At 41.7% G+C, this 14,130-nt stretch carries 11 protein-coding genes; 5 read left to right on the forward strand and 6 right to left on the reverse strand.

Annotated elements, in window-relative coordinates:
* Position 1 precedes the first annotated feature (1 nt).
* The gene (locus RI561_RS04770) at positions 2–1,123 is read right to left on the reverse strand and encodes an efflux RND transporter periplasmic adaptor subunit (protein ID WP_395079083.1); all 1,122 of its coding nucleotides are present in this window, start codon (positions 1,121–1,123) and stop codon (positions 2–4) included.
* 211 nt (positions 1,124–1,334) lie between these two features.
* Between RI561_RS04770 and epsC the strand changes: the two genes are divergently transcribed.
* Together epsC and cysM are read left to right on the forward strand one after the other, a co-directional pair.
* On the forward strand, positions 1,335–2,156 hold the full coding sequence (gene epsC / locus RI561_RS04775; RefSeq protein WP_395079131.1) for a serine O-acetyltransferase EpsC: 822 nt from the start codon (positions 1,335–1,337) through the stop codon (positions 2,154–2,156).
* Positions 2,157–2,299: 143 nt separating this feature from the next.
* Positions 2,300–3,181 (forward strand): cysteine synthase CysM, encoded by an 882-nt coding sequence (gene cysM, locus RI561_RS04780; RefSeq protein ID WP_395079084.1) that lies wholly within the window; start codon positions 2,300–2,302, stop codon positions 3,179–3,181.
* 79 nt (positions 3,182–3,260) lie between these two features.
* Here the strand turns inward: cysM and secG are convergent, their stop codons facing one another.
* On the reverse strand, positions 3,261–3,647 hold the full coding sequence (gene secG, locus RI561_RS04785) for a preprotein translocase subunit SecG (protein WP_395079085.1): 387 nt from the start codon (positions 3,645–3,647) through the stop codon (positions 3,261–3,263).
* Between the two features lie 92 nt (positions 3,648–3,739).
* Between secG and RI561_RS04790 the strand changes: the two genes are divergently transcribed.
* Positions 3,740–4,663, forward strand: a complete 924-nt coding sequence (locus RI561_RS04790) for a mechanosensitive ion channel family protein (RefSeq protein WP_395079086.1) — start codon at positions 3,740–3,742, stop codon at positions 4,661–4,663.
* A 39-nt stretch (positions 4,664–4,702) separates the two neighbouring features.
* On the opposite strand, the gene RI561_RS04795 is transcribed toward RI561_RS04790, so the two are convergent.
* Positions 4,703–5,389 carry an SOS response-associated peptidase gene (locus RI561_RS04795; RefSeq protein ID WP_395079087.1) on the reverse strand — a complete coding sequence of 229 codons (687 nt, stop codon included), beginning with the start codon at positions 5,387–5,389 and terminating at the stop codon, positions 4,703–4,705.
* Positions 5,390–5,524: 135 nt separating this feature from the next.
* On the opposite strand from RI561_RS04795, the gene RI561_RS04800 reads away from it, so the two are divergent.
* On the forward strand, positions 5,525–6,472 hold the full coding sequence (locus tag RI561_RS04800; RefSeq protein WP_395079088.1) for a CPBP family intramembrane glutamic endopeptidase: 948 nt from the start codon (positions 5,525–5,527) through the stop codon (positions 6,470–6,472).
* A gap of 81 nt (positions 6,473–6,553) precedes the next feature.
* Here RI561_RS04800 and RI561_RS04805 read toward each other — a convergent pair whose 3' ends face one another.
* Positions 6,554–8,095 (reverse strand): DEAD/DEAH box helicase, encoded by a 1,542-nt coding sequence (locus RI561_RS04805; protein WP_395079089.1) that lies wholly within the window; start codon positions 8,093–8,095, stop codon positions 6,554–6,556.
* A 209-nt stretch (positions 8,096–8,304) separates the two neighbouring features.
* On the opposite strand from RI561_RS04805, the gene RI561_RS04810 reads away from it, so the two are divergent.
* The gene (locus RI561_RS04810) at positions 8,305–9,870 is read left to right on the forward strand and encodes a Na+/H+ antiporter NhaC family protein (RefSeq protein ID WP_395079090.1); all 1,566 of its coding nucleotides are present in this window, start codon (positions 8,305–8,307) and stop codon (positions 9,868–9,870) included.
* A 13-nt stretch (positions 9,871–9,883) separates the two neighbouring features.
* Here the strand turns inward: RI561_RS04810 and RI561_RS04815 are convergent, their stop codons facing one another.
* Positions 9,884–11,200 (reverse strand): hypothetical protein, encoded by a 1,317-nt coding sequence (locus RI561_RS04815; protein ID WP_395079091.1) that lies wholly within the window; start codon positions 11,198–11,200, stop codon positions 9,884–9,886.
* 62 nt (positions 11,201–11,262) lie between these two features.
* Positions 11,263–14,109, reverse strand: coding sequence for an FAD-binding and (Fe-S)-binding domain-containing protein (locus RI561_RS04820; protein ID WP_395079092.1), 2,847 nt, complete (start codon positions 14,107–14,109; stop codon positions 11,263–11,265).
* Between the last annotated feature and the right edge of the window lie 21 nt (positions 14,110–14,130).

Below are 14,130 nucleotides of genomic sequence, written 5' to 3' on the forward strand. Positions count from 1 at the left end.
GTTATCTTACAGTAAGTGTCTTAACAGATCGTTCCAGCACTTTATCGCCCTCACGAAGTCCTTCTAAAACGGCCACGGTAATTGCATCACTCATCCCAATCTTAATTTCCATTTCTTTGCGGCTGCCGGGCTCAGTTCCCGGTACATCTACGAATGCCTTACCGTCTCTCATTTCTACTACCCGCTCCGGAATAGTGATGGTGTTTTCCATTTTCTCAATGATGATATCTGCATTGGCTGAGTAACCGGCTCTAAGTACAGCACCTTTTGTGTCAGTAATTTTAATCTCTACAGGAAATACAGTGGCATTATCCTGCTCTTGTGCTTTTAGTGATATATGAGCTACTTCACCCCGAATAGTGTCGGAAGGCAAGGCACCGATTTTAATATCTACCGGCATCCCCAATTCAACTTTTCCAATGTCAATTTCATCTACCGTACCTTTGAAAAGCAGGTTTTCCATGGCAGCGATAGTCATCAAAGGAGTCCCTGCCTGGTAAGATGTCAAAGGAACCACAGGCTCTCCAACATCTACTAATTCTTCTAAAATATATCCATCTATGGGAGCTCGTATTACCGATTCAATTAAAACATCCCCCATCATAATTCGCCCTGATTCGAGCAATTGCAAACGCTCTTGGGCTATTTGCTTTCGCACTAATACATCACTGTGACGTTCTTTAAGCTGATCGTATTCCTGCTCTGCCACTAAGTTTTGCTTCATCAGCTGATCCATTCGGTTCAGCTCTTTCTTGATATTTTTTTCCTCGATCTCTATTCGCTCAAGGCTTCTTTTGGCTTCTGCCAGCTCAAGGGGTGTAGGATCAGGACTTACTTCAATCAGCGGATCTCCTTTTTTCACATAATCACCGGCTTCAGCATATAGCTTACTTACCACACCGGAGAGTTTTGATTTAACTGCAATTTCATTTTCAGGCTCAATGGTGCCCACTGCCAACGCCTTCTCAACTATTGTTCCTATTTCTGCAGTTACATGTGGCTGCTCTTGGCCTGTTCCTTCTTCCGAATTATTACTGTAACTGTAGTAAAACCCACCTCCGCCTAATACCACGATGAGTAAGGTTACTATCCAAATCAGTTTTTTTCTCTTTTGCTTTGCCATAATATTTTTAATGAAAGTGAATTGATTTTGACAGCCTTTACGAGGGTCCCCCCACTATTGTTTCTAATTCTTTTTCAATTTTTTTCAACTGATTGAAATTCTTTACCTAACACGTATTAAGTGATATTTAGAGGTCGATTTTATGAACTGATATACCTACCATAGATGTTAGATAAGGAAATGAAATTCAAAATTTAGTCTATTGAAAAACCTGAAATTATTTATCGGTGAATTGGCCAAAGCACACCGGGAGGTTTCAAAGTGTCCTCCGCCGGAAATGGTTATTACCTTTTTTGAGGATTTGGTTAGTATGCTCTTTCCTGAATTCTCCAGTGAAAGAGAATCTGAAGAGTCCGGAATCCGGGAAATGCTTGAAAATTGCAAAGCCGAACTCAGGCATATCCTCGACCAAAACGAAGAATGTGTGCAAAGCAGCCGGATTGGACTTGAAGATGCTTTTTTTGAACAACTTCCTGCTATTAGAAAAGCCCTACTGCAGGATGTTGAAGCCATCTACGCCGGTGACCCAGCCGCAAAAAGTAAAGGCGAAATTATTCGCACGTATCCCGGCTTTTTTGCAATGGCAGCTCATCGAATTGCACATGAGTTATTGAAACTTGGGGTGAATTTAATCCCTCGTATCATCTCAGAATACGCCCACCGGCAAACCGGAATTGACATCCATCCCGGAGCTGAAATTGGGGATCATTTTTGTATTGACCATGGTACCGGAGTTGTAATCGGTGAGACCACCAAGATTGGCTCAAATGTCAAAATATACCAGGGTGTTACCTTGGGAGGATTAAGCGTTAAAAAGGAAGATGCTCGCAAAAAGCGCCATCCAACGATTGAGGATAATGTAGTGATATATGCCGGAGCTACTATTTTAGGTGGAGATACAGTAGTGGGCAACGGAAGTATTATCGGTGGAAATGTTTGGCTGACTAAGAGTGTCCCACCAAATTCTAAAATTTACTACCAAGCCAAAATGACGAACTCCGAAGGTGAGACGGATACCATCACCTATAAATAGAATTTCAATTTATAAGCCACAAATCTCAGAAAATAACTCCCGTAGGTCGGGCAGATTGCCCGACTGGCAGCTAAACGGACAAGCTGTCCGTCCTACGTTTTACTAATACTGTTTTGGAGATTGCGAGGCAAAATAAAAAAACCATGAAAATCGAAGAACTTATCGGCAATACACCGCTTATTGAATTACAGAATATACCAACCAATAAAAATGTAACCATCTACTGTAAACTGGAGGGGCAAAATCCCGGTGGCAGCGTAAAAGATAGGGCAGCCTTGGGCATGATAAATGGTGCCCTGGAGCGTGGAAACATAAAGCCCGGCGATACCTTGGTTGAGGCAACCAGCGGAAACACCGGCATTGCTCTGGCAATGATTGCGGCAATGAAAGGCCTCAACATCAAACTGCTTATGCCGGAAAGTGCTAACGAAGAGCGCATCAAATCTATGAAGGCCTATGGAGCTGAAGTTATTTTAACTCCCGCCGATAAAACCATTGAGTACTCACGAGAGCTCGCCGAAGAAATGGCAGAGGAACACGGATACTTTCAACTCAATCAATTCGCCAACCCTGATAATTACAAAATGCACGAAAAAACTACCGGACCAGAAATTTGGCGGGATACTGAAGGAAAGATCACACATTTTGTCTCCGCTATGGGAACTACCGGTACCATTATGGGGGTATCGCGATATTTGAAAAGCAAAAATCCAGATATTCAAATTGTTGGTACACAACCCACTGAAGGTTCTTCAATTCCGGGAATTCGAAGATGGTCACCGGAGTTTCTTCCAAAGATTTTTGAGGCTGAGCGGGTAGATCAAACTGTTGATGTGAGTCAAGATGAGGCCACCGAAATGGCACGACGCATGGCCAAAGAAGAAGGCATATTTGCCGGAATGAGCAGTGGCGGAGCTTTAGCAGCAGCACTTAAGGTTGCGGATAATTTAGAGAAGGGGACCATCGTCTGTATCACTTGTGACCGTGGTGACCGGTATTTAAGCTCTCCGCTCTTTGAGGGATAACTAAATAGTGATCAACAAAAAAAGCTCAGCACCGGTTGATGCTGAGCTTACAATCTTACTTTGAAGTTCTTATATAAACTTAGTTGTCGCTGTCTGAATCTTCTTCAGAACCACCTTGATCTTGCTGACCTTGAGTTTGAGGAATAGCAGGCTGCGATTCAGAAGGATTCTCAATCGGTGTTTCTAAACCGGGTGCTCCTTCCTGCAGAATACTTCGACTTGCACCTTCTCTTTCAATAGCAAAGTTCGCCAATACGCACAATGATAAAAATAAAGCGGCAAGTATTGAGGTTGATTTTGAGAGTAAATCAGCTGTCCTTCGGGCTCCAAGTCCACCGCCACCACCGATGGCACCGGCTCCACCCATTCCGGAAATTCCCTGTCCTTGTCCCGGTTGCAGTAAAACAACCACGATTAGCAGGAAGCAAATGACAGCAATAACTCCAACAATTATATTATAAAGCATGTAATTAGATTCTTATCTTTTCAAAGGGCAAAAAGATACCCAATTTTGTATACTATCCCAAGCACCTGACCATCAAAAAAATAAATAGTAAGATGGAAGAACTTATCAACCGTATTGAGCAGTTTATAGCTGATTCTCCAACTATAGCTGTACAAATTACAGAGACGCTCATCATTTTATTTTTACTGTGGATCGTACGAATTTTTGCTGTCCGCATATTGCAGAAGAATGTTGAGAACAAGAAAGCAGTCTATAAGTGGAAGAAAAATATTACCTACATCACTTTCCTGATTGCGGTGATGGTATTGGTACAAGTTTGGTTTGCGGCGCTTGGGCAATTGGGTACGTTCCTTGGATTGTTGTCAGCCGGTATTGCCATTGCACTAAAGGACCCGGTTACAGATTTAGCCGGTTGGTTATTCCTGATATGGAGAAAACCATTTGATATTGGAGACCGCATTCAGGTGGGAAATGTGAAGGGAGATGTTATTGACATCCGGGTTTTTAAATTTACTTTACTTGAAATCGGGAACTGGGTCGATGCTGATCAAAGTACGGGACGGGTTATACACATCCCAAACCATAAAATTTTTACCGATGATATCGGCAATTACACCAGCGATTTTGAATTTGTTTGGAATGAAATGGGTGTTTTAGTCACTTTTGAAAGTGACTGGAAAAAGGCTAAAACGATCCTTCAGAATATAGCAGATAAGGTGTGCAAAGAATTTGTAGAACAAGCGAGGGAAGAGGTTAAAAAAGCAGAAAAGTCTTACTTAATTCAGTATCGATATCTTACCCCGATTGTTTACACCAATGTAAAAGACAGTGGAATTAACCTAACCATACGCTACCTCTCAAATCCCAGAACCCGGCGGAGTATCTCTCAAAACCTCTGGGAAAACATTCTCGAACGTTTTGCAGAGCACGACGATATTGACTTCGCCTACCCAACCATTCGCTACTACGATAATCCTGCCGAAGGAAAGCCCGGCACCACTCCCTCAGGGAATTAAAAATTAAATTCAGACCATTTTAAATTTTGAATTTTTAATTCACTCATCCTCTTCCGCCCCATCATAGTTTCTTAGTTTTGGAATAGGTTGAATGAGTTCTTTTGAATTGTTTGACGGATCATTCACCAACTCTGGAACTCTAAATACCGACATTTCAGGGAGCAGCATATCCCCTGAAAATCCTTTCTTCAACAGCTTCTCACCGTCTCCATTTAGCCAGACATCATATTCTTTTTCTTGTAAAATGACAGGCATTCGGTCATCTAACGGTTCTACTAACGCATTGGCTTTCATAGTTAAAACTGCAAAAGCGTGAATCGGCTTACCCTCATCATCTTCATATTCAGTATAGATCCCGGCAAATCCTGCCACTTCGTTTGTAAGTACACGTAAGTAAAAAGGCAACGGATCTTTCACCGTTTCTTTCCATTTATAAAATCCTGAAGCCGGAATAATACATGGACCGGATTTAACGAATCCTGCCAATAAATCGTCCTCCAAAACATCCTCTTGGGGGATCTCAACTAACTCCTCATCTTGACTTTTCGGTTTCAGCCCCCAAATTGACTTAACCAAATTTCGATTATCTCCTTCCTGTAAAATAATGGGCATCGTGTGACCGGGCATCACATTATAGTTTGGTTGATACATGGCCTCCGAATCCGAACTGACCCCAAAAGCATCTTCGATTATATATTTATCGGCCTCTAAAACATATCTTTCCATAGTAACTCCGTTCCGTTATTTCCTTTCTTGTATTAACGAGATGTAAGGTTATTATTGTTCCTTTTATATGAAAGCTATTTGTATAATAAACTTATACAGCAGATTTTTTACCTTCTCATCAAAAAAAAATATTCTATGCAAAACCTATTTTATAATGCTGAAGAAAACAGAATGCGAGCCTTGTTCAGGGTTCTTTTGTTTATCATTCTATTCTTTCTTGCTTCAGGTTTACCCCTCCTAATCCCAATTGAACCAATCAGCTACCTTTTACAATCGGTTTTAAGTTTCGGTGTTTTCTACCTGATGATACGGTTCACGGATAAACGCCCCTGGCAATTTTCGGGGCTTCAGCTAAACTCAACCTGGGCAAAAGAATGTATTGCCGGAATTGCAATTGCAGCATTTGTCATGGGATTGATTTTTTTGGGAGTTTGGGGCACCGGGGGACTTGAAATAACGGGTTTTGGATGGGAGCGTAATACAGAGAGAAGCTGGCTTATCCCCCTTCTGATATTTTTAGTACAAATGATGTCGGTTGGTTTTTACGAAGAAGTGATGGCACGCGGATATTTGATCCCAAATATTACTGAAGGATTTACCTTCGATAACTTTAGTGCGCGGAAAGCCACTGTGTTTGCCATTTTAATCAGTTCTTCTTTTTTTGGAATTTTGCATGCCGGCAATCCCAATGCGACTTTAACAGCAGTTTCAAACATTATTCTGGCCGGAGTTATGCTCGCCATTCCCTTTGTAGTCACAGGCAGATTGGCCTTATCAATAGGACTTCATTTCTCATGGAATTTCTTCCAGGGAGGAGTCTTTGGGTTTCGGGTAAGCGGGATGGAAATTCGAAGTTCAATCATCCAAGTACAGCAGGGCGGGCCCGACTGGTGGACCGGAGGCGCCTTTGGCCCTGAAGCCGGCGTCATTGGCATTCTTGGGATTCTACTCATAATCATCATGAGTGTGGGCTACCTTAAGTTCACCGGCGTTCAACTCAATCTGAACAAAGTATTCTCATCACCTTATAAAAAACTAAAAAATGCTGATCAGGAAGTTCAAAAGACGAACGTTGATAATTGAAATGGTTGTTCAACAAAAAAGGCATCTCAAAAGTGAGATGCCTTTATAGATTCAAGAATTGTTTGGCAGATTAAACCAAAATTAGTTGTTAAACAATTTTTTGATCCACCCAAAAGCCCCATCGGAACTGCTTGGAGAGGGACGCTTACCATCTTTCTTACCTTTCTTACCGCCGGTTAATCCGTCATAAGTAGGTCTTGGCAATCCATTCGATTTCTTCTCTTTTTTAGGCTTACGTCGTTTTCTATCCTGCTTGCTCTTCTCTTTGTCAGATTTTTTATCTGATTTTTTACCGCGGCTTTTCTTCTCTTTCACTTCTTCGGGAAGAGGAATTTCGGTAGGAGCATATCCAACTTTCTTAACAATCTCATCAATATCATCTTTATCCATTTTAGACACCAATGAAACCATACGAGCGGCTTTCCCCCTCCCAATCAATTCAGCACGGTATTTATACTCTTCTACTTCATTAGGAACATCATAATTAATGACCTGCTTCACTTCATCCAGCTCTACTTCAGTCGCAGACAATCCGCCTACCAACAAAATTTTCATATCGCCGGAAACAAATTTCCCGAAGCGCTCATCGTAATATTCCTGCTTCAACCCTTTGTTGATGCTTACCACACCCCATCCTTTTTTGCGAATAATGCGGAATAATCGATCTGTAGTGCGTTTAGAAGCAGCAAACACTACGATCTTATCAGTCAGTGTATCTTCCAGGTGAGCAAGTAAGGTTGAAATTTTAGCCCGGGGCGGAACATAAATATATGCCTGGGTAAGATCTTCCGGAACCGTTGGTTCTTCTTCGGGGCTACCGTTAGAAGAATGACTCTGCTGTTGTGGTTCTTCCTCTTTTTCTTCAGGATTCAGCACCACGTCCACACTTGCTTCAGCAAGCTTACGTTCTACTTCCTCCTGATCGAGCACAAATTCCTCTTGCTCATCCTTACTTTCTTCCGTTGAGCTTTGCTCACTTTCAGAAGAATTGTCAGCTATAGCAGTATCATCAAAACCAACAACAACCGGATCTTTTAATAACATCTCCGATAATTGCTGCGTGGCTTTGTTATTTGATTTAGAAAAAATGAGCACTTGTGGATCACTTTCCACATTCTGCATGATGTCCTTAACCCGGCTCACCAAGTTATAGTTCTCCATGCCGTGAGCCTCGTCTACAATAACGAGATCCACGTTAGAAAGCGTTAGCTCATGATTATCCAGTATTTCAATTAGCCGGCCGGGATTAGCTACCACAACCGGTGCGCCATCTTTTATCGCTTGTTCTTGCTCAGTGCGAATTCCTTTCATTGAAAGCGCAGCACTGCTGATTTGTGCATGGTAGCCCATAGCCCAAACCGTTTCGTCTATTTCCTTAACTCGCTCAATAGATGGTGTTAATATTAAAACTCGTGTGCCAGAAACCTCTCCGTTACTTATCAACTTCTGCAATGCAGGGATCAAAAATACTCCATCATCATCGGCTTCATGTTGTACAAGCATATATTTGCCTTGCAGTGCCGATGGGATAACTTCATTTTGGAGAGGTGTTGGTTTTTCAATTCGTACGTCGGCCAGTCCACTTATTAAGTCAGGACTCAGGCCAAATTCTTCAAAAGACAATGGTTACACCTCTTTCATTTTTGGCGTTATAGTTCAATTTTCAAAGATCTTGTCTTTGTAACAAAGACTTTTAAATATACAAAAAATGTTAACTAAGCTCAGATTTATTGCTTTTACCATCTCGCAGTTTATATTCCCACCAGTAACTTGTCATTAAAGCGTTCAATTGCTACCATCCAACCGCCAAGCCTTAACCAATTGATTACATTATGAGTAACGACTTTGCAGGTACTACACAAAAATGGAAAGACCCCAAAACCCGCCGGCGAATTGGAGTGGGAGTTGTACTCGCTTTAGTTATTGCCGGAGTTTATGCGGGAGTTAATGAAGTTTTTCCTGAGCAAGACGGTCACTATGGCATTTGGTCCATTATGCCGCCACTTGTAGCTATTGTTTTGGCTTTTTATACGCGTGAAGTTGTCAGCTCTCTTTTTATCGGGGTGGCTTTGGGAGGTGTTATTTCCGGAAAGATTAATATCGTACAGGATTTTTTGATCCCCTCCGTGGGAACCGAAAGTTTTGCTTTGATAATCATTGTGTACCTCTGGGCTTTAGGTGGTTTGATAGGAATCTGGACCCGAACCGGAGGAGCTGAAAAGTTTGCAATTTGGGCCAGTGAGAAAATGGTTCGGGGCCCTCAAACTGCCAAATTCTTCACCTGGATGATGGGACTCATCTTTCACCAGGGAGGAACCATCAGTACCGTGCTTACCGGAGCTACCGTTCGTCCCATTGCCGACAAACACAAAGTGTCTCATGAAGAACTGGCTTACATGGTAGATTCCACGGCATCGCCCGCAGCTACACTTATTCCTTTCAATGTTTGGCCTTTTTATGTAGGCGGATTGATTATTGGCACCCTTCCCCTTTTTGAAACCACCCAGGAAAGTATTGCCTTTTTCTTTACGGCTTTGCCTTATAATTTTTATGCCATTTTCGCGATTCTGCTCACGTTACTTTTTGCATGGGATAAATTTCCTTTTGTGCCTGGTAAAAAAATGAGATTAGCGATTAAAAGAGCACGTGCCGGTCAGGGACTTGATCGGGAAGGTGCGACCCCCATGGCTGCAGATGAACTCACCAAAAGGGAAATTCCCAAAGATTATAATCCGGGTTTAATTGACTTTTTTGGGCCTATTGGCACGTTGTTGGGAGTCGCCATCATCCCTTATATAGTTACCCGGTTTTTTATGGACATGGGTGAAAATGCTATCCTGCTGATTGCCGAAGCTTTCATCCTGGCTGTGTTGGTTGGCTTTGGAATTGCGCTTGCCAAAGGAATGAAACTACAGGTAGCCATCGACGGATTTATTGATGGATGTAAAGGCGTAACCATTGGGGCCATAATTTTGGCCCTGGCCGTTACCCTCAAAGAAGTTGCTGATGCAGTTGGAACAGCACCTTATGTAGTTGACTTAGTTGGAGACGTGATTCCCCCATTCTTGCTGCCGGGTCTATTAATGGTGCTTTGCATGCTAATTGCCTTTTCAACGGGAACTTCCTGGGGAACTTATGCGGTGGTATTTCCTGTAGCAATTCCATTGGCCTGGGCTGTGGTACCGGATCCGTTTTTCCTTACTCTTTGCTTCTCAGCTGTAATTGGAGGATCTGTATTTGGTGATCAGTGCTCCCCCATTTCCGATACCACCATACTTTCCTCGCTGGCTACCGGTTGTGACTTAATGGATCACGTACAAACTCAGTTTCCTTTAGCTATTTTAGCCGGAACACTTGCGGCTATAACATATGCCGGGATGGTTATCTTTTTTGTTTAAAAAAACTTACGCATTAATTGCAAAAATTGAATGCTTCAACATTTTGAGTATCAGAAGGTAATGAGATGCTTTGTTGTACTTTCCTGCTTTTTTTAAGTCTCAAATGAACCTGTGAATCAAAACAATTGTCACAATCATCAATAATTTGAATTCTGCCCCACATTTTATGATCTATCAAAAAATCTGATACTTCCTTGTAATCACCCTCATCAGCCTTAAAGAACCAGCTATCTTCTTTTACATAAATATTGACAGGAATCAGTTTTTGCTTCGCTTGTTCATAGAAATCCATCATTCCGCTTTCACAAGACTCACAAATATCCTCTATCGATGAGAGATAGACATCTAAGCTATAATCAGAACATTTCCCTATTGAATTAATTGGGGCTTTTAAAATTTCATTATTTGAATAATAGAAGATAGACCCCTTATTCACTCCTATCACCTCCCCCAAACTAAAATTCCCTATCTGTTCGAACTCTTGATGCTCATAATTGTATTCTAATAGTGCACTCCCTTTTTTATATGACTTGATCTGAATTAAAAACGTGTTTGGTTGGTTCCCTTTAACAATTGATTGTACCAATTTATAAGCAGGCGTAAACTTATATTTTAACACATTATCTACTATTTCATTGGGCATTTCATTCTCAATCTTCTTTCCCAATGATTTAGTTTCAATACCAGGTATTTCAATTGAATAAAGGGAGTCACGATAAAAAACATAAAAGTTGTTTTTATTTGGGTAATAAATCACTGAAGCTTGATTTGCCCGTTTAGCTATTTTTTTATCATAAAAAGGGTTCAGCCTTATTTCTTCTTCGATTTGGAAAAATAATCCCCTCTCATCATTTTCTTTACCAAATACGTCTTCACCCGTATAGTATACATCAAATAAACTTTTCTCTCCATCTGGTGATATTGTTTTTGGCTTGATTCTTAATCCCAAAAGCTTATTGTTATATCCAAATAGATTCATAGGGTTTCCTTCTAATACCGTCTCCGTTTTAAAGGAAAAATCATCCTTGTTGATTTCAACAATCTTATACCCTCTTTTATCCAAAACGTAGAGGATGTCATCAGATAAAGTTATAGAAATGAATGATGATGAAAATTCTCCCGGCCCTCTTCCTTGTGCCTCAAACTCTGCAACAATAGATCCCAAAGAATCAATTTTGACAACTTTACTTTCTCCATCTACTGTTGCGTAGAAAAAGGTATTGTCAAATAGAATGTTTTCTAATTTCGGTAAATTACCTTGGGCTTTAGCATCATTGCAGAGGCATGGGAATATTGAGATAAGAGCGATGAACCATATTGTTTTTTTCATATCTATTTAAGTACAAACTGAATGGTAATGTTAGCTATTCAGGTTTCATTAAAAATTTTACACTACTTCATAAGTTGAAATATTAATTCAGCAGGATGATAACTCTTATGATCCACCCCATCTTTAATCTGGTGCCGGCATGAAAATCCCGGAGCACATACCAATGTCTCTTTATTTTTTCTAAGCGCCGGGAACAGCACGAGTTCTCCAATATCCTGCGAGACTTCATAATGGTCTTTCTCATACCCAAAGCTACCGGCCATTCCACAACAGCCCGTTTCCAGCACTTCTACTTTATATCCGGCAGCTTCAAGGGCTTCCACCGTCGGCTCATTCCCAATTAATGCTTTTGCATGACAATGTCCGTGCAGCAAGACTTTCTGATTTGAGCTCTTGGCCTTAAGCCGATCTTTATTTTTAGCAATAAATTCTTCAAACGTGAAGGATAAGGAGGCAACCTTTTGGGCAAGCTCCAGCTCATCTTCATCACAAAGTTCAAGAAATTCATCTCTCATAGTTAAAATTTCCGACGGTTCTAAGCCAACAACCGGAATACCGGCCTCCACTGTTTCCTTAAGTTCAGCAATCACTTTCTTTGTAATCACTTTCGCTTCCTCCAAAAACCCTTTCGATAATTGTGGGCGTCCGGTTTCCATGCTTTTTGAGATCATGACTTCATACCCCATCTTCTCCAACACTTTCACCGCATCCATCCCTATTTCCGGCTCGTTGTAATTCGTAAACAGATCCGGAAACAACAACACTTTATCAGCAGATGATAGAGCTCCATTTTGTTTATGCATCCTGAATAGATTTCTAAATGTCTCTGGCGCAAACTCCGGTAAATCCCGACGAGCATCAATCCCAAATACATTCTCAAACAACCATTTTCCCGGTTTAGATGCAGCTACTTTATTTGCCAAGTTCGGAGTCAGAGAAGCCAGTGGAAATACTTTTCCCGCCTCCGCAAAAAACCGCTCTTTTAACTTGGAGCCCTTCTTCTTGTGCCAGCCGGACATAAACTCCGCCTTCATCTTGCCCATATCGACATTGGCAGGACATTCACTTTTACACGCCTTACAGCTCAAACATAGATCCAATGCCTCTTTCAACTCTTCAGATTCATATGCTTTGGGATCATCCCCTGCAAATACCTGCCGGAATACATTTGCTCGTCCCCGGGTTGAGTCTTTTTCATCTTTGGTTGCCATGTACGAAGGACACATCGTCCCACCACTTTCTGCCAATTTTCTACAGACACCGGCTCCGTTGCAGAGCTCCATGGCACTGCCGAAATCTCCTTCTTTTCTCCATGAGAAAACAGTCTCCGGTTCCGGTTTTTTATAAGAAGGAGAGAATCGAAGATCAGCATCTACCGGCTTTGGTTTTACGATTTTTCCTGGATTAAAAATATATTCGGGATCCCAGATTTCTTTAACCAGCTGCAAGACGGGAATCATCTCTTCCCCTAAAATTTTTGGGATATAGGGAGCCCGCACCCTTCCGTCACCATGTTCCCCGGAAAGGGACCCGTTATATTTCTTCACCAGGTCAGCTATTTCCTCAGCCATTGTTTTCATCTTGGCTAAACCGGCTTCAGTGCTGATATCAATTTGTGGACGAAGATGGAGTTCGCCTACTGAAGCATGCGCATAAAACACACAATTGGTATCATGTTTTTCCAGGATAGCTCGAAATTCTTTCACATACTCGGGAAGGTCCTGAACTCTCACGGCTGTGTCTTCACAAAAGGAAGGCGAGCGGCCATCTTCTCCCAATCCCATTAGCAAACCTAATCCGGCTTTTCGAAGATCCCAAACCCGTTTCATTTTATCTGACTCTTTAATCACGGGAAAAGCATATCCCAAATTCTTTTCTTTTAAACGGGCGGTCAGTTTTGCTGCTTTTTCTTGAAGGACATCTTTCTCGTTTCCTTCAAACTGTGTGATCAGGATAAAACCGGGCTCACCTTCTATGAAAAATCTATTTCTTCGCTGTTCAATATTTCCTTTTGTGGCATCCAAAATGATATGATCAACCAGCTCAACAGCCGCAGGATCAAATTCCACGATTTCTACAGCAGCCCTCATCGTCTCTTCGAGTGTTTTGAACTGGGGAACTACTATCAGCTGATGTTCATCTTTTGCAACCAGGTTTACTTTTGCGGAGGCCGTCATGGCCAATGTGCCTTCACTACCACAAAGTAATTCACACATATTAAACTTTCTGCCATCGGGATTAAAGGGCTGCATTTCCAGCATTTTATCAAGTGCATAGCCGGTATTTCTGCGAATGATATCCGGATGCGGATAGCTCTTTTCAATAAGCGCTCGATTTCGTTCAAGCAACTTCAGCATGGTACGGTAAATATGTCCTTCGAGATTATCCAGACTCTTTTTGCTCTCGAGTTCTTCGGTAGTAAGTGGCTTAAATATTGCTTTGGAACCATCACTTAAAATGGCTTCAACTTCCAGGGTATGCTCGCGCGTGGTTTTGTATTTGATAGAAAAAGAACCCGAAGAATTATTTCCAATCATTCCTCCAATCATACAGCGGTTGGTAGTAGCTGTATCAGGGCCAAAAAGGAGCTGAAATTTACCGGCCTCACGATTCAAAGTATCTCTAATGACTCCCGGTTGAACATGAGCTACCCTTCTTTCCGAATCAATACTGAGAATACGGTTCATGTGGCGAGACACATCCATGATGACTCCCCCGCCTGTGGTTTGTCCGGCTAAGCTTGTGCCTGCGCTGCGTGCAGTAATCGTTAAATTTTCTCGATTGGCTTTTTTAACGAGCGATTGTATTTCGCTGATGTTTTTGGGAAAGGCTACTCCCTGGGGCAGTTCCTCATACAGGGATGCATCCTGTGCATATAATTGACGGGTAAGAAGGTCTTGTTGAATCAAATAAACTCCTGCTGAATTAGG

Source organism: Gracilimonas sp. (genome assembly GCF_031581265.1).
In the GTDB taxonomy this organism is placed as follows: Bacteria; Bacteroidota; Rhodothermia; order Balneolales; family Balneolaceae; genus Gracilimonas.